13 protein-coding genes are annotated in these 21,041 nt (G+C 58.6%); 3 read left to right on the top strand and 10 right to left on the bottom strand.

From position 1 onward, the window contains the following. Nucleotides 1-329: 329 nt before the first annotated feature. Together nirD and nirB are read right to left on the bottom strand one after the other, a co-directional pair. A complete protein-coding gene (gene nirD / locus GGQ85_RS13045) occupies nt 330-659 on the bottom strand; it encodes a nitrite reductase small subunit NirD (RefSeq protein ID WP_079447907.1) in 330 nt (109 codons plus the stop codon). Continuing rightward, nucleotides 656-3,118 carry a nitrite reductase large subunit NirB gene (gene nirB, locus GGQ85_RS13050; RefSeq protein WP_309774867.1) on the bottom strand — a complete coding sequence of 821 codons (2,463 nt, stop codon included), beginning with the start codon at nt 3,116-3,118 and terminating at the stop codon, nt 656-658. Before nirB ends, nirD begins: the two co-directional genes overlap by 4 nt. A gap of 1,497 nt (nt 3,119-4,615) precedes the next feature. On the opposite strand from nirB, the gene GGQ85_RS13055 reads away from it, so the two are divergent. From GGQ85_RS13055 to GGQ85_RS13065, 3 genes are read left to right on the top strand one after another with little or no spacing between them, the layout of a single operon-like run. After that, nucleotides 4,616-5,122 carry a (2Fe-2S)-binding protein gene (locus GGQ85_RS13055; RefSeq protein WP_309774868.1) on the top strand — a complete coding sequence of 169 codons (507 nt, stop codon included), beginning with the start codon at nt 4,616-4,618 and terminating at the stop codon, nt 5,120-5,122. Continuing rightward, the gene (locus tag GGQ85_RS13060; RefSeq protein WP_309774869.1) at nt 5,119-6,135 is read left to right on the top strand and encodes an FAD binding domain-containing protein; all 1,017 of its coding nucleotides are present in this window, start codon (nt 5,119-5,121) and stop codon (nt 6,133-6,135) included. Before GGQ85_RS13055 ends, GGQ85_RS13060 begins: the two co-directional genes overlap by 4 nt. 34 nt (nt 6,136-6,169) lie before the next feature. Beyond that, nucleotides 6,170-8,374 (top strand): xanthine dehydrogenase family protein molybdopterin-binding subunit, encoded by a 2,205-nt coding sequence (locus GGQ85_RS13065; protein WP_309774870.1) that lies wholly within the window; start codon nt 6,170-6,172, stop codon nt 8,372-8,374. A 215-nt stretch (nt 8,375-8,589) separates the two neighbouring features. Here GGQ85_RS13065 and GGQ85_RS13070 read toward each other — a convergent pair whose 3' ends face one another. The 8 genes from GGQ85_RS13070 to GGQ85_RS13110 all read right to left on the bottom strand — a co-directional run bounded on the left by GGQ85_RS13070 (nt 8,590) and on the right by GGQ85_RS13110 (nt 20,840). After that, nucleotides 8,590-8,760 (bottom strand): hypothetical protein, encoded by a 171-nt coding sequence (locus tag GGQ85_RS13070; RefSeq protein ID WP_173816033.1) that lies wholly within the window; start codon nt 8,758-8,760, stop codon nt 8,590-8,592. Nucleotides 8,761-8,894: 134 nt separating this feature from the next. Next, on the bottom strand, nt 8,895-10,490 hold the full coding sequence (locus tag GGQ85_RS13075) for a serine hydrolase (protein ID WP_309774871.1): 1,596 nt from the start codon (nt 10,488-10,490) through the stop codon (nt 8,895-8,897). A 686-nt stretch (nt 10,491-11,176) separates the two neighbouring features. Continuing rightward, nucleotides 11,177-15,493, bottom strand: a complete 4,317-nt coding sequence (locus GGQ85_RS13085; protein WP_309774873.1) for a hypothetical protein — start codon at nt 15,491-15,493, stop codon at nt 11,177-11,179. A 601-nt stretch (nt 15,494-16,094) separates the two neighbouring features. Then, nucleotides 16,095-16,799, bottom strand: coding sequence for an ABC transporter ATP-binding protein (locus tag GGQ85_RS13090; RefSeq protein ID WP_309774874.1), 705 nt, complete (start codon nt 16,797-16,799; stop codon nt 16,095-16,097). Further along, on the bottom strand, nt 16,799-17,611 hold the full coding sequence (locus GGQ85_RS13095; RefSeq protein WP_309774875.1) for an ABC transporter ATP-binding protein: 813 nt from the start codon (nt 17,609-17,611) through the stop codon (nt 16,799-16,801). The genes GGQ85_RS13090 and GGQ85_RS13095 overlap by 1 nt, the downstream gene beginning before the upstream one ends. Beyond that, complete coding sequence (locus tag GGQ85_RS13100; RefSeq protein ID WP_079447984.1) at nt 17,608-18,879, bottom strand: ABC transporter substrate-binding protein; 1,272 nt, start codon at nt 18,877-18,879, stop codon at nt 17,608-17,610. Before GGQ85_RS13100 ends, GGQ85_RS13095 begins: the two co-directional genes overlap by 4 nt. A 27-nt stretch (nt 18,880-18,906) precedes the next feature. Next, nucleotides 18,907-19,950, bottom strand: coding sequence for a branched-chain amino acid ABC transporter permease (locus GGQ85_RS13105; protein ID WP_309774876.1), 1,044 nt, complete (start codon nt 19,948-19,950; stop codon nt 18,907-18,909). Further along, complete coding sequence (locus GGQ85_RS13110; protein WP_309774877.1) at nt 19,947-20,840, bottom strand: branched-chain amino acid ABC transporter permease; 894 nt, start codon at nt 20,838-20,840, stop codon at nt 19,947-19,949. The genes GGQ85_RS13105 and GGQ85_RS13110 overlap by 4 nt, the downstream gene beginning before the upstream one ends. Nucleotides 20,841-21,041 lie beyond the last annotated feature (201 nt).

Consider the following 21,041-nt stretch of genomic DNA (forward strand, 5'->3'; position numbering starts at 1 on the left):
TTTGCTTTTGAAACCAATTCACCCCCGGTTCCCATGCATTTGTGGTCGGTTCACAGCCGCCTTAGCGAGATACGCGAACGTAGAATGGCATATGACGTTCCTCCGGCAACACGCGATCTACAACCAGGGTGCACCCAGTCGCGGTCAATAATCTCGACCTGAGCTTCGTCAAGAGGAACGCCGAAGACATAAAAGCCCCGTATGGTGACTTTTTCGGGTCTTCAGAGGTTCAAGAATGAGCGGACGGGTTGGCTGGAGCGCGAGGAATCGAGTTCACGCTCTCCCGGTCGAACGGAGTATCTAACGCTGCTCAGCAAAATCTCTTCGCGTCATGCGGTCATGCTGACGAGTGCTTCTGAGGAGATCAGGAGCTTTCCGCCCTCCACCTTCAGCGCAAAGGTGCGTACAGAACCCTCGTCGGCCCCAACAGCCATGCCTGTCTCGAGCGAGATGACCCAGTTATGCAGCGGACAGGTGACCTGAGCGCCGTGCACGATCCCCTGGCTAAGCGGGCCTCCCTTGTGGGGACAGCGGTCCTCGATAGCGAAGAAGCGATTTTCGATAGTGCGGAACACCGCAATCCGCCCTTGAGGCGTCGCCACGCAGCGCGCACCGCGAAGAGGGATATCTGCCGTTTGGCCAATAGCAATCCAGCTCATCGTGCTCCCCCCGCCGCAACCGGAAAACCGATAGTCGCCATCGGCCGGAATTCATGCTTGTCCTTGCCAGACACGCGTTCAGACCACGGATCGACCTGGGCGAATTTCCGACTGAAGTCGAAGCGATCGAAATAGTCATTGCGCTTCTGGGGGTCCTCCAGAATCTGGCGGCGGATCTCGTCAAGGCCGACGCGCTTCGCCCATTTGTAGATGCGCTCGAGATAGTAGGCCTGCTCGCGGTACATCTGGACGAGCGCTACGATATGCTCCAGCGCTTCATCCTCAGTCTTTACGACACCCAGAACCTCCGTGCCCTTGATGTCGAGGCCCGCCGCGCCGGCGAAATGGATCTCATAGCCGGAGTCGACGCAGATCACGCCGACATCCTTGCAAGTCGCCTCGGCGCAGTTGCGCGGACAACCCGAGACCGCCATCTTGACCTTGGCTGGAGTCCACGAGCCCCACATGAATTTCTCGATGCGGATGCCGAGCCCGGTCGAGTCCTGCGTGCCGAAGCGACACCAGTCGGTACCAACGCAGGTTTTTACTGTGCGCAAGCCCTTGGCATAGGCATGACCCGAGACAAAGCCGGCTTTGCCCAGATCAGCCCACACCGCAGGCAGGTCTTCCTTCCTGACGCCCAACATGTCGACGCGCTGGCCACCCGTGACCTTCACGGTGGGAATGTGGAATTTATCGACCACGTCGGCGATGGCGCGCAATTCCTTCGCGCTGGTGACGCCGCCCCACATGCGCGGCACAACCGAATAGGTACCATCCTTCTGAATGTTGGCATGGACGCGCTCGTTGACGAAACGCGACTGATAGTCATCGGCGTATTCGTCGGGCCAGTCGCATACGAGATAGTAGTTGAGCGCCGGCCGGCACTTTGCGCAGCCGCATGAAGTCTTCCATTCCAGTTCCTGCATGACGGCAGGAATGGTCTTCAAACTCTTCGCCTTGATCAGCCGGCGGACATCGCCATGTCCGAGCGTAGTGCAGCCACATATCGGCTTTACGGCACCGGGATTGTAGCCATCGCCGAGCGTCAGCGTCATGAGTTGTTCGACAAGACCCGTGCAAGAGCCGCAGGATGCGGATGCTTTTGTGTGGGCGCGCACGTCGTCGAGCGACGTCAGGCCTTTGGCCGTGATGGCCGAGACGATCTTGCCCTTGCAGACGCCGTTGCAGCCGCAGATTTCGGCATCATCCGGCAAGGCTGCGACCGCCGCCATAGGATCGAGGGACGTGCTCCCCTGACGGGATTGACCGAAAATCAGCGTCTCGCGCATCTCCGAGACATCTGTCCCCTTGCGCAGCATATCGAAGTACCAGGCGCCGTCCGCGGTCTCGCCGTAAAGGACCACGCCGACAATGCGGTTGTCCTTCAGCACGAGCCGCTTGTAGACCCCCGCGCCCGAATTCCGCAGCACGATATCTTCCCGATCAGGCGCGTCGGTGAAGTCGCCCGCCGAGTAAAGGCTCACCCCGGTCACCTTTAACTGGGTCGCTGTTTCGACGCTGCGGAACGTCGCTTCGACTCCTGTCAAAGTCTTCGCCGCGACCTTGGCCATGTCATAGAGCGGCGCGACGAGGCCATAGCAAATGTTGTTGTGCTCGCAGCATTCGCCGAGGGCGAGGACATTCTTATCAGAGGTCAGCATCTGGTCGTCCACGACGATGCCGCGCTCAACATGGAGGCCCGCATCGGTTGCGATCCGCGCCTCCGGGCGGATGCCGACCGCCATCACCACGATATCCGCCGGATAAAGGGTGCCGTCATCGAGCAGCACCGCTTCGGTGCGCCCGTGGCCGAGGATCGCGTTGGTCTGTGCCTTGCAGTGAATTTTGATGCCGCGGCTCTCCAGTTCCTTCTGCAAGAGATAGCCCGCCGCCGCGTCCAGCTGGCGCTCCATCAGGTGGCCCATCAGATGCAGGACCACCACCTCCATACCATGGAGCCTGAGCGCCGCCGCGGCCTCCAGTCCGAGCAGACCGCCACCGATGACGACAGCCTTGGCGTCCTTTTTCTTGGCTGCGGCCACCATCGCCTGGACATCGTCATAGTCGCGAAATGCCATGACACCCGGCAAGTCCCGCCCGGCAACGGGAATCATAAAGGGAGCGGATCCGGTCGCAATCACTAGCCTGTCGTAAGGAGTTTCGCTGCTCGCCGAGTGCACCGTCTTCGCCGCACGATCGATGCGCGTAATCGTCTCGTCGAAGCGGCATTTGATCTGGTGGGCGTCATACCAAGCCGCATCATGCGTGACGATCTGATCGAACGACTTCTCGCCTGCCAGCACAGGCGACAACATGATACGGTTGTAATTTCCGCGCGGCTCCGCTCCAAAAAGGGTAATGTCGAAACGTTCGGGGTCAGCTTCGAATAGGTGCTCGAGCATCCGTCCGGAGGCCATACCTGCGCCGACGATGACGAGCTTCTCTTTCTTGTTCATCTTGATTTTGCTCCGTCGTCCTTAGATAGCGAGAGCCGTCGCGGATCACTAACGCAAGACTCGTGCCAATCCTGAAAATGCACTACGCTGCCCTCAGAACATTGCCGAGATCGACCGCTCCCAAAAACGACCGGGCAGGATCGCTCGCTGCGGAAGCAGACGGTGCTGAAAAATTGTGCAACGCAACATCGGCCTATCAGGGACGTCCGCCAGCGCCGTTAACTCTTAGGCAAGTATGGGAAGCACTGAGAGGCAGTCACCTTGGCTTCCCTGCCTTACACTTTTCATCTTGCCGCCTTGCTGAGGTCAAACCCAAAGCCTTCATCTCGACATATAGACCAGCCGGAATCCGGCCGCGCAACATGTAACCTGGAACTCAAATGCTATTCAGATCACAACCTGCTGGTCCTCAAGCCGATCCGCACGACGCGATAGCCGCGCAACTTCGCGACTTGGCGCCGCGAATCACGCGTGATCCTCAAATTGAAGCCAATCTCGAGCCGTCACAGGTTGAAGAGACGTCGCTATCGACGGCACCATCCCTGCCGGCAAGCGAACCCTCGTTCCACCCTGCGCCGTCGAACGACAACGTTGACGCACTCCTAAAAGATATCCCCCGCGCACGGTCTTATCGCGGTGTCTTCACCGTACTATCAGCCATCTGTATCGGCGTTGCCGCAAGCGTGGCCTGGCATTCCTATGGTGAAGAGGCCAAACAGAGGCTTTCGAGTCTTATACCGCACCTTTCAATGGAGGCTCCTGCCTCTACGCAGGGCGTAAATGCAGTTGAAGCGCAGGAAACGGCGACCCAAGCCGCCGCGCCTCAACCAAATGCCGAAGCGGAACCTGCGCAAGAGACTGCGACCGCAGCCCAGCCATCAACACCGTCAACGGATCCCATCACGCCCCCGACGCAAGCTGCACCAACTCAAGCTGCGCTTCCGGCCGAAATTGCACGGTCGCTTGAGGCAAACGCAAGCGAGATTGCTGCGCTGAAAAGCGCGGTCGAGGATTTGAAAGCCAGCCAACAGCAACTGCGCCGAGAGATCGCAGCGGCCGCAGAGCGCGAAGCTCACCCCAAGCCCCCCGTGCAGCACCGGGCGAAGTCTGTTCCGCCACGGCCACAACGCCCCTCGCCTCAAGCGGCAACATACAGTCCTCCTCTTCCGTCCCCTTCGCCGCCACCGGCGACCGAAAGCCGGATCCCCCCGCAACGCGACGCCTACATTCCGTCCCAAGCGCCGGTACCCGCCCGACTTCCGGCACAGCCTGGTGACGACAGTGCTCCCCGGCCGCCGTTGCCGGTGCGGTAAACGACGCAAGCCTGAACGCGACGACGTGCGGCATTCAAAATCGTTTAATATCCGCGTGAGCAACCGGCCGGCATCGCGACATGCCGGAGTAGCCGGTCCGGGCACGCAAGGGATTATCCTCTGTGGGAACATGTGCGCCGGGATCGCGTTATAGCCCGTCCTTCTTTACTGGCGGGGGTATCGGATGGCTCGGTCAAACACCGCTCCGGCAACCGTTTCGTTTCCCGGCTTGACCACCATTGAGCTGACCGTCAACGGCACCAAGGAGAAGCTCGATATTGCTCCTTGGACGACGTTGCTCGATGCATTGCGAGATCGCCTTGGCCTCATGGGTACCAAGAAAGGCTGCGACCACGGTCAATGCGGTGCCTGTACAGTGCTGGTTGACGGCCGACGGATTAATTCCTGCCTGACGCTTGCGGTGATGAAGGACGGTGCCGAGGTAACCACCATCGAAGGTCTTGCGACCGATGGCGTCCTCCATCCCGTGCAGCAGGCTTTCATCGATCACGACGCCTTCCAGTGCGGTTACTGCACACCGGGGCAGATTTGCTCGGCGGTCGGCCTGATCGCCGAAGGCAAGGCGAAGACGCCCGATGACATTCGCGAACTGATGAGCGGAAACATCTGCCGCTGCGCGGCCTATCCAAACATCGTCGCTGCGATTCAGCAGGCCATGGATGCGTCATGAACAATTTCCAGTACTCGCGGGCAACGGATGTTGCTGACGCACTGAGCCAGATTGCGGCCGATGCCTCGGCAAAGTTTATTGCCGGTGGCACCAATCTCATCGACCTGATGAAATATGACGTCGAACAACCCAGCCGGCTGATCGACATTTCGCACCTTCCTCTCGCCAAGGTCGAGGAAACGACCGACGGCGGCCTGCGCATCGGTGCGCTGGTGCCGAATTCTGACCTCGCCTGGCACCCACTGGTGACGGAACGTTATCCGCTGCTCTCAAGCGCTATCCTCGCCGGCGCCTCGGCTCAACTGCGCAACATGGCGTCCACCGGCGGCAACCTGCTGCAGCGGACCAGATGCTTCTATTTCTATGATGTCGCGACACCATGCAACAAACGAGATCCCGGTTCTGGCTGTTCGGCAAAAGACGGCATCAACCGGATCAATGCGATCCTCGGCACCAGCGATGCCTGCATCGCCACCCATCCCTCCGACATGTGCGTCGCGCTGGCGGCGCTTGATGCCAAGGTGCATGTCGCCGGCCCCAACGGTGAGCGCGCCATTGCAATGGCGGATTTCCATCGCCTGCCCGGCGATACGCCGCAGCGTGACACCAATCTCGACCCGAAAGAAATCATCACGGCCATCGAACTGCCGGCGCAGGGCTTCAACACGCACTATACCTATCTCAAGATCCGGGATCGTCTGTCCTATGCCTTCGCGCTGGTCTCTGTCGCGGCAGCTCTCAAGATGGATAACGGCACGATTCGCGACGCGCGACTGGCGCTCGGCGGCGTTGCCCATAAACCGTGGCGGAATCCGGAAGCCGAAGCGGCGTTGAACGGACAGCCCCCCACTCACGATACCTTCGCTCGCGCGGCCGACGTCGTTTTGCACGAGGCCATGGGTTTCGGTCACAACACCTTCAAGATCGACCTCGCCCGGCGCGTCATCATCCGGGCGCTGACGCAAGCCGCGAACGGCACACCGCAATCGCAATCGGACAAGAAAATCGCATGAGCCGGTGCTTCACCTTCATCAACCGAGCACGACCATGACGACCTATATCGGTACGGCGACATCGCGCGTCGATGGGCGCGACAAAGTCACCGGCGCCGCTCGTTACGCCGGCGAGTACGACGCACCCGATCTTGCACATGGCAGCGTGGTCACGTCGACCATCGTCAAAGGCCGTATCAGGCGGATCGACACCAGCGAAGCCATGAAGGTGGATGGCGTCCTCGTCATCCTCACCCATGAGAATCGGCCGCCGATGGCCGATAGCGACAAGGCATACGAGGATGATGTCGCGCCCGAAGGCTCGCCCTATCGTCCGCTTTATGACGGCGAAATCAAATTCAACGGCCAGCCGGTTGCGCTAGTGCTGGCGGAGGATTTCGAGACCGCGACTTATGCAGCGTCTCTCGTGAAGGTCGACTACGACGAGCAACCGCATGTCACCGATCTGGAGCGCCAACTCGGCAACGCCGTTGCGCTCGATCCACCGGCCAAACCGCGTGGCGACGCGGCCAAGGCGTTCGCAACGTCGGATATCAAGCATCAGGCCGACTATTCCGTGCCCATCGAGCATCACAATCCGATGGAGCTGTTCGCATCGACCGCCGTGTGGCACGACGGCAAGCTCACGGTTTACGACAAGACGCAAGGGGTGCAGAACGTTCAGCGCTATCTATGCGGCGTGTTCGAGGCCAAGCCCGACGAAATCAGGGTGATGTCGCCGTTCATGGGCGGCGGCTTCGGCTCCGGTCTGCGGCCGCAGTATCAGGTGGTGCTCGCGGTGCTAGGCGCCCGCGCGCTCAAACGCTCGGTCCGCCTCGTCCTGACGCGGCAGCAAATGTACATGATCGGCTATCGCCCGGCGATGATTCAGCGCATCCAGCTCGGCGCAAAACCGGACGGCACGCTGAATGCGATCACACACGACGCCACCACAATGACGTCGCAATACGAGGACTTTCATCGCAATGAGACGACATGGTCCGGTCTGCTCTACAAGAGCGAAGCCGCCAGTTACGCGCACAGCCTGGTCCGCCTCGATCTTCCGACAGCGTGCGACATGCGCGCGCCGAGCGCGGCAACCGGCGTTTATGCGCTCGAAGCGGCGATGGACGAACTTGCGGTTGCGCTGAAGATGGATCCGCTCGAACTGCGGCTGAAGTGCTATTCGGACAGCGATCAGTCTACCGGACTGCCCTTCAGCAGCAAGAACCTGCGCGAATGTTACAGCCAAGGTGCGGAGGCGTTCGGCTGGAACAAACGCAGTTTCGAGCCTCGATCGATGCGTGATGGCAACGATCTGATCGGCTGGGGCATGGCCACGGGCATCTGGGAAGCGCTGCAGGTGCCTATCACGGTGCGGATCACGCTGACTGGAAACGGCCACGCCGAAGTGGCGTGCGCGACGTCGGACATCGGGACCGGAACCTATACGATCATGGCACAGGTCGCCGCCGATATGCTCGGCCTTCCGATCGATAACATCACTGTCAAGCTCGGTGACTCGACGTTGCCACCGTCTCCTGTCGAAGGAGGGTCGTGGATCGCCGCGTCGGTGTCGAACGGCATCGTCACCACCAGTAACGCGATCCGCGATGAGCTCCTGAAGATGGCGCAGGCCATGCCGAACTCGGCGCTGAAAGGCGCGCAGGCCGACGACGTGGTGCTGACCAACGGCTCGATCATGTCCAAGAAAAATCCGCGCAGCACCGTCATGGTCGCGGACGCCATGCGTCACGCCGGCATCGAACGCGTCACTCAGGAAAAGGCCACAAAGTTTAAGAAGGGAGGCAAGCACGCCCACAACACCCATTCAGCAATCTTTGCCGAAGTAAAAGTGGACGAGCAGTTGGGGGTCATACGCGTCACTCGGCTCGTCGGCGCGGTCGCTGCGGGACGTATCCTCAACCTTAAGACCGCGCACAGTCAGGTGATGGGCGGTATGATCTGGGGCATGGGTATGGCGCTGCACGAGGAAACGCTCATCGACCACCGCTTCGGCCGGATCATGAATGCCAATATCGCCGAGTATCATGTGCCGGTGAATGCCGACGTTCACAACGTCGAGGTGATCTTCGTCGATGAGCAGGACGATATCGTCAACCCGATGGGCATCAAGGGGTTGGGCGAGATCGGCATCGTCGGCGTTCCTGCGGCGATTGCCAATGCGGTCTATCATGCCACAGGCAAACGCGTGAGAGATCTTCCGATCACTCTCGACAAGTTAACACGTGACGCCTAGGTGCATTTCATCTTGGCAGCTGGCGAGCGTAAGCCGACAACTTCTTGATCTCATATGCTGCAAGCAGCGAGACCGAACTTTGCTCGCAGGTTCCTTTTTTCCAACTTTGATAAAATCTTCCCATCTCAAGCGACATAAACTCCTATAAGAAAAAGGCCGCCCGTTGGGGCGGCCCTTACCATGGCTGCGACCATTACCATGGCTAAAGCAGCCTATCAGGTGCCGCCGCTGTATCCGGTTTTCTCTTGGCCCTGAGGCTTGTTGTCAGGCATATCTTCCTGGACACCCTTCCGGATTTCGGACTTCTGCTTGGTTTCCGTGTGCTGGCCTGCCTTTTGGCCTTGATCACGCTTCTGGTCCGGATTTTTCTCATTCGGGTTGGTCATTGGAGAACTCCTTCGTTTGCAAAGGACAATGGGTTCCCCTCCGGATTGGTTCCGATGAAACTTCGGGCTGGCAGTTTATCCTGGCGCCACTCGCGTGAGGATTGCGGATCAGAAGCTCACCCGCACAATGTTTTTCAGCGCCTCATAAACTGGCCGAGCCCGTTGCCGTTGAGATATTCGATCGTCAGTTCGCGGGCTGGCTCGTCACCAGCCCGTTTGAACGTAACCGACGACAACGAACCGTCGGTTTGGTTTTCGCTGGAAGGGCGGACCGAAAACACATCACCATCCCAGTGCGTCAGCTCATAGGGTTGGCTCAAATGGCCGATCTTTAATTCTAGATGACCATTTGCATCGACGATCTCAGCGTCTCCGAAGTAAGGATTGCCGTAGCGACCAACATAGGATGAAGAACGCGCAGCCGGTGCTGGCGCGGTGAGCGGCGACTTGCCGACGAGATCGCCCGCCGGGGCCGTGAGCTGCGTCATAGCCGTGCCATAAGCAGCAAACCAATCCCGCGTCACCATCCCGAACTGGACAATGTCCGTGAAAGAGGTGCCGACCGCCTCCGCTGCGCCACCTGGTTCTGCATTGGTCAGCACGACAATTCCAATCCCGGCCGAGGGGATGATCGCGTAATAAGTCCCGGCACCCAGCGCGAAGGCCCCAGAATGACTGATCGTTGTCCTGCCCGCCGGTGTGATTCCGACGCCGAATCCATATCCGTACAGGCTGGGCCTCGCATCGGCTGAAGGGGAGTGAATAGAAACGACTTCGGCCGTCATGGCTGGAAGCAGCGCATCTGCCGGGATGATCTGCCGGCCTTCGAATTCACCGTTCTGCAGCACCAACGCTAGCCATCGCGCAAGATCGTTTGCCGACGAACTGACGCCGCCTGCGGCTGACTGCGCATCGGGCCGGCGTTGATATTTGGGCTGGAAGCTGTTGCCGACCTTTACATGTCCAATGGCGCGATTGGTCTGCTTTTCGAAATCAGCAAAGCGCGAACTGGTCGCGCTCATGCCGAGCGGTTTGTAAAGAACCTCTTCAGACAGACTTTCCCAGTCCTTGCCCGATGCGGCAGCAACGGATTCCGCCGCCGCCATCAACCCGAAGTTTGTGTAGGCATAGACGTCCCGGAAGCCGCGAAGCGGTAGCAGACGAAGGCGCTCCAGCACCGTTCGACGATCGTAGCCGAGATCCTCTAGATCATCGCCGGCATGCTGCGGCAAGCCCGAACGGTGGCTGAACATATCCGCAATGGTGACATGCTGTGTCACCCACGGATCCATCAACTCGAACCAGGGCAAGTGCGCTTGGACAGGCGTATTCCATTTGACAACGCCCGCGCCGACCTGGCGGGCCACGACGCTGGCCGCAAGGGATTTCGAAAGCGATGCGATCTGAAAAACGGTATTCGCATCAATCGGCTGGTTCTCGCCGACTTTCCGGACGCCAAAGCCTTTCGCGTAGGCGATCTTGCCATCATGAACCACCGCGATCGCCATGCCCGGAATGCCGCTCTTCTTCATGACGTCGCCGACGATCGCGTCGAGGCTCGTGATCGCCTTCTCGATCTGACCATGGGTAATGGGTACGCCGGAGGTCTGAGGCGGAGAGGTCTCCGCAAAACTCGATGTTGTCGCGCACGCCCAGACTAGGCAGGAAGCTACCAGCTTGACGAGGATTGCCCTCAGGCGAAATGCGACAACAGATTTCTGCAAGAACATATGCGGCCTTCAGCTGTTTGTACCGTCACTTTGATGCATGATGACGTTTTGCGATTATCATCGGTCCACTGCAATCACAAACGCGAAGGCTTACATATCATTTCAGAGATGAACCTCTGGCAGACGCGATGCCCACCTGCTGCGCGTTGCGTATGGGGTAGCGAGCGGGTTTATCTCAATCCCAAGGGCGCGCGCCGGTAGCCACTATCGCGGGCCTCATTCCTGCACACGAAGCTGCCGGTATTTCCCGACGCATAGCGTCGTTGGCCTTTCAGGTAATAGCGTTCTTTTCTGAAATCGAGCCAGACGATCGTATCGCCGGGACAATTGCGTTGCGCTTGGGATTCATACCGGAACGGCGTGAGAGACTGCGCCATCGCGCCATTTGCCGCACATGAAATGAGGACCACAAGGGCAGCGGAATAACCGTAGAAGTTTAACCGCATGTCTTGCATGTTTCGTTGACCTCGAACTGATCTCGGGAGGATCCTTATCCAATCGCGCACATTCAATATTATTTACCTGCGCGTGTCGGCGTTGATTAAAAACGATCACGGCAGTGGACACCTCACGTCGGTCCGGATGGGCCACTCTCCAACCTGTTTACACTTATAATCCGTTTCAGGATCGGCAGCGCCAAAGCCATCGTGACATTGACGCCGCTCCGGAACGGGAAACGGGTCCGGCTATTGCGCCTGGCAACTGCCGGGTAGTCTTGGATAGAAGCATTCCGTCTCGACCCCGTCTTTGGCATGACTGGCGTTGTCGGGGACGGTTTTGGTGTTGAGGAAGCGCGTTGCGAAGTCGCCCGTCGCGGGAAACGCAACCGGCGTCGGACGCGCCGCCTGTCCCTGGTCCTCCGCCTTGAAACCGGCTGGAAGCGTGAACGAAAAGCCGAAGCATCCAGCCGACGGACAATCGAGATCCTTGACAGCCCAGGTCCGGCAAACAGCGTCCGCTTCCTTGGCCAGCGCCGGATCGGCGACAAGCAACGGCTCCTTGCCCGGATCTGTGGCCGCGAGCTTTGAACCGCAACTCCCGTCCTTCTTCCAACCGCAAAAGGTCGCCGGACCGCAAAGCCCGTTTTTCGGTTGCTTCGGATCGAGCTCGGACTGGCCCGCGAAATTGGTCTCGATGGTCAAAACGCCCCTGGAGACTCCTTTCACGGCGAACCACTTCCCCGCATTGGGTGAGGCGTCCGGGCTGAACTTGATCGGCGCGGTCGCCAGGCTTCCACGCACGGGCTTCACTGTTCCCGTATCAAAGCCCTCGCCGACATAGATCTGGTAGGTCTGGGCCGTGCTCGGCTTCGCATAGAGGAAGAACATGTAATAGGTCTGGCCGGGGGCGAAGACATTCACGTCCCGCGGCTTCATTGTCGTATAGTTCTCCGTATTCTGCGTGGTCTTGGAAACGGACGTGTCGACGTAGTAGACACCGTTGTTCACGGTCAGCGTTTCGCGCTGATACATGTTCTGGCCGCCCATGCGCATGAAGGGCCAGCGGCACGCGGGCGTATCGGGATTTCCGACGCAGCCGTTGGTCTGCCAATGACCTTGCTCGGACGTGGTCAGATACTGGCGGTACAGCGGCACGCCGTAGCAGGCTCCGTTGGAGCACTCGCTCGACCACTCGCCTCCCTGACCGAGATCCGGCGAGTCTCCGCAGCGGCCATAGGGTTTCGACGGATCAGGTGGGGACTTCTCCGAGCACCCCGGTGCGATCGCCGTGGCCACGTAATCATAGGGACTCGTCTTTGCGGTCGATGGCGTCGGCGCGGGCGGCGGCGGCTTCTGCGGACATACCAGCGAGGGACTGACCCTCAGGTTCGATTTGCACTCGGAGGTTTCAAGCTTGGCGGTGAAGAACTGATCCTCGTTGATCGACACCGTCTCGCCGCCGGGCTTTGAACTGATGAGTCCCGTCAGCGTCCCGTCGTCGTCGGTGAGCTCGGTCTGCCGGTCGATACCGCTCCAGCCGTCGAACATGTTTTCCGTCGAGGTGCAATAGAAATTCTTCACTGCGTTGGGGCCGGAGGTCGCCGTGCGATAGGTGCCGCCCTGACCAAAGTCCTTTTCACCCGTCACGCCATCGGGCGCCCGAAACAACGGATCGAATACGAAATGACGGATGTCGACGTTGCTGAAAAAGAGATTCGCCGAGTGAAAAGCGGGTGGATAGAAGAAGCCGTTGTTCTGTTTCCAACCGATGGCCGCGTTCGGCAGATAGCATTGCCCGTTCAGTGGATCCTTGGTGACGCCCAGGACCACGCCTGAGCCATACATGCAGCCCGGATCGGTACTCAGCTCGGTAATGGGAATGGGACAGTCTGATTTTGTGATGTCGAGGTAGGCGTTGGAATCCTGATAGGCGGGACCGTCGTAGATGTTGAAGAGACGCTGCCCCGAGTCGAAATTGACCAGCGGAATGAAGACGCCCTCTTTCGCGCTGAGGCAATAATTGCTCGGCGCAAGGCCCGCCACCTGCCAATCGCAGCGGAGCTTCGAACGCGCGTTGAAGGGTCCGGCATCCAGCGCGAAGGCATGGATGTCGTCCTGCGGCTGGGTATGGCCGATGAAAACACTCTTGCGCGCAAGCGCCCAATAGCCCCGGATCACCGACGCATGGGTATAATCGCCGCCCGTGATGAAGGTCAGGCCGCCGTTCTGAACATCCGACAGCACGCTGTTGGCGACGAGATACCACTGATTGCGCAGCCAGATCGCCGCGACATTGTGCTGGGCCCAATGGAACATCGACGTGAACTTGTCGATGACGGTCACCGCGCAATTTTCAGGGTGACCCGGATCGCAGAATTTGATGCCCTCGCAATCATAAGTGCCGTCATCCTTCCTGTTGCAGGCCGTCGCGTGCCGGTTTCCACCGACCGCATGCGGATAGTAATGATCGTTGGCCTCATTATCGTTCGGATCCGGCGCAAGGCTGCGAACCGCCGTAAGAACGTTGTTGGCGGGCGCGCTCACCTTTGCTGTGTCAGGCTTGACGACGCCCGAACACTCCGGTGCGTCGCCGGTCGTCTGAAACGACATCATCGTCGATGTGGCAAAATTTCCGACGAATGCCTTGAGCGGCGTCGAGCCTCGATAAGCGCCGTCCTTTTGCAGTCCGGCATAACCGGACCACTTCATATGCCGTTGATCGGGGCTGTTATTCGGGGTCATCACATCCGGTCTGTCGCTATTCCAGGTCGGCACGAACCAGTAGGCCGATCCGCAGGCCGTGGCGCCGGCCGCCATATTGCCGATGAACTCGTTCCAGCCGTTCGTGATCCAGAACACCGACGGATAGGTCGAGTCGGTCAGGAACGGAAATTTCGGCACGGGTTTGTGATCTTCATTAGCCGCAAGAATTCCAGGAATCCGTCGCGGATTTTGTTCATTGGCGACCGCGGCGCGCGCGAGGATCCCGAGATTGCCGTAAAGCTTGTTGTCGGTCTCGGTGCCGTCCTCAAGATAAAAGCCGTGGCCGATGGACTTGTAGCCGACGTTGCCGGCAAGCAGGACGCCTTGCGTCGAGTGAAGGACGATCCAGCGGGTCATCGATTCGTTGACCGACGAATCCTGCACGTATGTTCCTGCCGGTGTTTGGCGAGCCATATGGAAATGCACCGGATAGTGCGCCATCCGCCCGCCCTGCCCGAGCTCCTTGAATTCGACTCCCTTGACGTGCACCGCCTTGAACCCCTGCCGGAACACGACATGGCCGCCGAGCGAATAGCACGGCCCTTTGCCGTCCTGGGCGACGCAGGGGTTCTCGGGTGTCGAGGCCGGAAACTCCTCGCCCGGCCGGTCGCCTCCGGACACGATCCGGATGCTACGATTCAGGATGGCGACAGCGGCGCGGGTCTCGACGCCGTTCTTGACAAGATCGGGATCAAGGTCGAGGCGCCCCTGCGATGGCGCCAGCTTGTCGGTGAGCGCGTAGCGTTCGCCGTTATGGTGCCACCCCGCGCCGTGATCGACCCGGATTTTCTCGAGCCATCGTCCCGCCGGACCAACGCCCGTGCTGGCGTCCTTGACAACGAAGGTTTCGGAATGACCGGGCAGATAGTCTGTCGTCGTGACGACAATCTGATCGCCGGCTTTGACATAGAGGTTTTCCGGATGCTCGTTGCTCGGACCGGCGACGACGAGCGGATCATTCGCCCCAGTGCCGCCGCCAGCCGCGACCGAACCTTCCAGCCGGGTCCAGCTCGGATGGGTCAGTTGCGGATTGGAGCAGCCCATCGAGTTGCAGGAGCCTGTTGCGCCCCAGAGCTCAAGACTCCCGCCATAGGAAACGGCAAGAACCTTGTAGCCGAAATACCCAACCTGCTTGCCTTGACTATCATCGCAAGGCGATGTGCTCGACCAGACCGAGCCGTCGGAGCATTTGCCATCGCCGTGCAGCGGGCCGTAGCGGTAGAAGAAGTCCGAGACGCCGCCAGGCAATTCAAGCTTCGTCTTGCCGTTGTCGCTCCATGCCGACTTGGGGATACCGCAAGGGCCCGTATCGGCATTTTGCGCGGTCCGGCAAAGCGCGCCGAGCGCGGGACCACTTGCGTTGCGGTCGGTTCCGTAGAGATGAATGGTCAGAACACTGCCATAATTCCCATAGGGCTGTCTCGCTGAACCGGCGGCGATTGTCCCGCCATTCTCTATCACCATCGATTGAGCCCAGAAGTGAGTGGCCGTGGGCTTAATCGTCTTATCAAGTTCATCGAACACGAGCCGACCTTTGTCGAGAACGTTGACGTTCTCGAAGTAGTACGTCTGATTAGGTTTGACGTGGCACTCGCCGTTGACCAGAAGGTCGGGCGGATTATTGACAACTCCCGCGCCCGGCAGAAATCCGCTTGAGCATGTGACCGTGGCGCCCTGTTGCGCGCGGCTTCCGGTTTCAGCCGAAAACGCCGGCGAGATTGAAAGTCCGAGCAATAGAAAGGCGCTGCAAGGGAGGCATTTGCGTAGGCCCGTCCGATTTCCTTTACGGTCGATATGCATCACGCATCCCCCTTCCCTGACCATTTCGTCGAGTAAATCCGAGCGATTAAATCAAGTCGTAAGTATTTTTGCTGTGCGCCTCAATCATTGGAAATTGAGGACGGATGTATTCATAAGAGAAACGCGAACGGGAAAGCAACGGGATTGTTTTACGTGGCCATCAAGACGTGTTTGTACGTTTGAAACCGCGTGCATCTGCAGCAGGCCTTTCGATTTGTTCTACCGCTCGCGAGGTCCGCCGCATGACCGTGCCGGCGCCGCTTATACACATCGTCGATGACGATCTGTCGTTTCGCACGTCGATGTCACGGTTATTGCGCGCGTCCGGCTCTATTTGCAGAAACCGTTTTCGTCCCATCTCTTGTTGAACGCCATCAGGAAGGCCACGACCTGAACGGTACCTCAAGGCGAAACGCGAGACCTGAATTAAACGGGCATTCGTTGGGGCGACTCCCAATTTGCATAAAATGCCGCGCGTTTCGCTTGTCGGCATTTACCGTTGGTGTCTTGCGATCATGCGACGCTATCGTCTGATGCACAGGGGCACGCCAAGCTCGATCTTCTTCAGGTCAGCTAACAGGCACACCTTAAATGAACGGAATCAATGCATAGTCGAACTGACGCCTAGATAGCGACGCTGGAGTCTCGCGTCAGCACTCAATTGAACGGCCGGAAGCGTAGCTGCAACTCTGCCTCCCAGCATGATAGCGACCGTGTCGGAAACGGAAGTGGCCACCCGCAGGTTCTGCTCAATCAACAAAAGACCGATCTTGTCGAGAGACAGCCTCTTCAGAACATCAATCAACTGATCGACAATCACCGGCGCCAATCCCTCCGAGGGTTCATCCATGATGACCAGCCTGGGATTACGAAGCAATGCGCGAGCTATCGCAAGCATCTGCTGCTCTCCACCCGACAATTGAGCGCCGCCGTTCGACCTCCTCTCCGCGAGTCGAGGGAAAGTGTCGTAGATCCGCTCCGGGGTCCATGCCGCTTTCTGGCCCCGGCTTGCGAGCTTGAGGTGCTCATCGACGGAGAGCGAGGGAAAGACTCGCCGCCCCTGCGGAACGATCGCGATTCCCCGCCGCGCGACCTGCATCGCAGATCTACGATCAAGAGACACGTTATCAAGTACGATAGCGCCGCTCCGAATCGGTATCATTCCCATAATGGCATAACAAAACGTCGTCTTTCCCATGCCGTTGCGCCCGACGACGGACACTGGCTTCTCGCCGACGTCGAGCGAGACCCCATGGAGAATCTCAGCGCGACCATAGTTGACGTGCAAATTGGTGACCGACAACATCACGCGGCCTCCCCCAGATAGATCGCCTGCACAGCGGAGTCGTGCTCGACTTTGTCCGGGGTCCGCTCGATCACGACCGCACCGTCCTTCATCAACGTAACAATATCAGCAATTGGCAAGGCAACATCCATATCGTGCTCGACAATCACCAGCGTCAAGGTGCGCGGCAGTTCATGCAATGTGCATAGCAGCTCTGGTCTGTCGCCGGGCGAAAGACCTGCGGCGGGCTCGTCCAGCATGAGAAGTTTCGGTCCCGCAGCGAGAGCCATACCAAGCTCCAACTGGCGGCGCTGCCCGTGCGATAGATCACGCACATCAGTATTGAGTTTATGGCGGATGCGCACACGGTCTGCGATTTCGCGCGCTCGCGCGAGATCGAGATCACTCGCTCTGGGACGCAGAAGCGAGAGCCTGTTTCCTTTGACACCACGTATAGCTAGAAAGATGTTGTCGAGCACGGTAAGCCCGTCAAACAGAAGCGAGCTTTGATAGGTACGCGCAATACCGGCGCGCGCACGCATATGCTGTTTCAGATGCGTGATGTCGCGCCCGAAATAGCGGATGGACCCAGCGCTCGGCGAATAATCACCGCAAACGACGTTAAAAAGCGTTGTCTTCCCGGCGCCGTTCGGCCCCAGAATAACGCGACGCTCACCACGAGCGACGGCAAGCTGAACACCCCAGAGAATCCGCGATCCTCCGAAGCTGAGACTGATTCCCGATAGCTCGAGGGCAAGTGGACTGGGTTGGGGCACTGCATCCGCAAGAAACGTCGAGACGACGGCGGCGCCCGATTGTCTCAAAGCTGTCATATCTTCACATTTCCGGTGTTGTTGCGGGATGGAGCGCCAAGCGCGACATACTTGTCTTCAGGAAATCCAAGCGTCTGGTTCACGTTCGGCACTTTTTTGAACACCACCGACTGCAACCGCTTGTCACGCACCTCGACCTTGGTGAGGAAATTGTCGGAAATTGCCTGCCTGTTGTGGTCAAGCTTCACCAGGGCATCGATATAGTTTTTGAATTCAAGCTTTCGCAACGCCTCACGAAAAGCCTCCTGGTTTCCGGAAAGATCGCCCTCTACGGCATTGAGGGCGAGCAGTGCCGCTTGCAAGTTGGTGGAATAGGAGAACGCAAGTGTGCCCGGTGTCTGCTGTCCGACATCTTTGCTCCAGCGCCTGACGTAGCGCGCCTGGAAGTCCTTCCAGACCGGGTTGTCGTAATAGTCCCCGATCGGGCCGGCGGAAATGGTGCCTTCAAGCACCTTGCGATGGGGGCCGCGGGCTGAGAACAGCGTCTGATCGGCAAGGAGGGTCCCGCCAAGAAGCGGCAGCGAGCCGCCAGCTTGCGCATACTGGGTAAGGAAGGCCAGTCCGTCGGACCCGCCATAGACGACATAGAGCGCGCCGGATGATTTTGGAATTTGCGCAATCAGTGAAGTGTAGTCGGACGTTCCAAACGGCGTCCAGAGATAGTTGAGTTTGCCGCCTGCCCGCGTGAACTCAAGACTAAATCCAAACACCTGTGAGTAAGGAAAGGCGTAGTCGGAGGCGACAACGGTCACTTCGTCGATCTTAAGAGTATTCTTGGTGTATTCACCGAGTCCTGCGGTCCATTGCGTGCCATCCGTGCTGAAGCGAAAATAGTTCGGCGACGAATTGCGGAGCGTGTTGTCCTGCGAGGCAGACGAACCATTGATAAAGGTCTTGTTCGGAACCGTGCGCGAATAATCCCGAACCGCGATACCCTCGGCCCCCGACAATGGCCCGATCACAACATCAGCGTGATCCTGCTCGATCAGCTTGCGGGTCCGTGCAAGCGCGACGTCCGGCTTGGCGTTCGAGGATTCCCGGATCCATTCGATCTTGCGACCGCCCGCTTTGTAACCAGCCTCTTCAAGAAGAAGCTCTATGACGCGATAAGAATCCTGCCCATTGACAGCAAGCGGTCCCTCCAGCGAAGCCAGTGTACCCAGTCTGATAGGAACTTGAGAGGCATGAACGGCCGGTGCGAAGACGGCAGAGCCGGCAATGGCCGCAGCTCCTTGAAGGATTTGCCTCCTGGTGGGATTGGTTGCCATGGTCATGATCCTCAAATGGTCATCTCGTTAAATAGCTGTGGTGGATTCCGAATGAGATGCGAATCTGCGATCGCGCAAAAAAGCTTTGCTACGCTCTATTAGGCCGATAATTCCGTCGGGAGAGGCAACCACGATCGTCAGAAAGACCACACCGATGAGTGTATTGAAACGATCGCGGTCGTAGATATCAGCAGCGAAAGTGTCGAAGATCGTGAAAATGAGTGCGCCTATGAACGCACCAATTGGATGACCAAAGCCGCCGATCACAGCCATGATTAAGATGCTGATCGTGGCATGGGTGGACACGGTACCTGGCGAGATTCCAATGTTGTAAAAGGCAAGCAGCACGCCGCCGACCCCTGCAATGAAGCCGGCAAGGCCAAACGCCGCAATTCGATGTAGAGCAACATTAAAACCGAGCGCTGAAACACGGCGCGGATTATCGCGAATGCCTTGCAGGACCAGCCCGAGGGGCGCGCGGCTGACATAGATCACAAGCGCGTAGAGGGCCGCGGCCACGACAAGAACCGCATAGAAGAAGATCGCGGGCGTACGCAAGGGAACACCCAAAATATCCGGACCCATTACATTGCGAATCCCCTCATAGCCGTTGAGAAACTCGACGTTGGCCTGCACGAAGAAGTAAAAGCTCACTGCGATCGCGAGCGTGATCATCAGCAGATAGATCTCGCGTGTTCGTACCGCGACGGCACCGATCACGACCCCCGCAATAGTCGAGAATACAAGCGCCAGAGCGATGGCAAGCGCATAAGGAAGCTGGAAGCGATTGGCCGGTATGGCATCCGGCACCGTCACGGCTATCGTGTATCCGGCAACGCCTGCGGCAACCATCTGGGCAAGCGAGATGAACCCGCCATAGTGAGCAAGGAACGTAAGCGAGAGCGCCACGATCCCGAAGATCATAGCCCGCACGAATATGTTGACCGTCCAGAACTCCGGTAGCACAGCCGGCAGCGAGACAAGGACGATCAGAAGAAGCGTCGACATCAAAGCGGGCGAGGCCAAGGATCGTCCGCTGAACGCTGCAGATGTGGGAACCGCATCACTCATGAGAACTTTCTTCCCAACAGGCCGCGAGGCCTGAACGCGAGCACTGCCACCATGATGAGCAGCGTAAGCATCACCGAGTAGGTCGGAAATAACGACTGTCCGAACTGCTCGGCCATGCCGACCAGAAGGGCGCCAAGCGCTGTCCCGGGCAAGGATCCCATGCCACCCACGATCACAACCACGAGTGAGGTCAGCAGGAATTCGATATCCTTCTCCTGGCCGAAGGGTTGTGCCGTCCCACCTACGACTCCGGCCAAACCGGCAAGAGCAGCGCCGATTGCAAAAACGACAACAGAGACGAGCGGGACGTTGACGCCTTGAGCCGACAGCATGGCACGATCATCGACACCGGCGCGCACGACGATGCCGAGCTTGGTCCGCTGTAAGATCAACCAGAGGCCGAAACCAACGCCGATCGCCACCACCACCTGAAACAGGCGAAAGGTTGAATACTGACCGCCTTGCACGAACGGGACCGGCACCGACCCAAACAAAATGTCGGGCGCGTAGAATTGCTGACTCAGTCCGCCAAAAATCGCCAGAAGCTGATCCGCAACGATGATGGAGATGCCGATCGTCACCAGCGTCTGGCGCAACTCCTGACCCTGCATCCAACCAAGAAAGACAACCTGCAGCACGACGCCAAGAATCGCCGATGCAGCCATGCCCACGACCAGAGCTACAATCCAGGCATATGCATTTCCGGCATCGTAAAGCGGATAAAAAACGGCAACGCCGGCGTAAGCACCGACAAGAAACAGCGTTCCGTGCGCCATGTTCACCGAGCGCATCAAGCCGAAGATCAGCGAAAATCCGATCGCTACAATGAAGTAGAGAGCGGAGACGGTAAGACCGTTGAGCGCCACCGTGAGAAACAATTCGAGGTTCAAGCTTCACGCTCCACCATTCGGACTCATCGCACGCTGTTCTTTGTGCGCGCACGTTTTATAGCAAACAGACCGCAGATTTATTTTACGTATTTTGCTTGTTGTTAAGTGATCTTGTCCGTCTGACTATTCGGCGTTCATACATAATCTTCTTTTGAGAGCGGCCGTGACGCCAATCAGATTCGAGCGCTTCGAATGGCGACC

The organism is Nitrobacter vulgaris, from assembly GCF_031453995.1.
Taxonomy (GTDB): domain Bacteria; phylum Pseudomonadota; class Alphaproteobacteria; order Rhizobiales; family Xanthobacteraceae; genus Nitrobacter; species Nitrobacter vulgaris.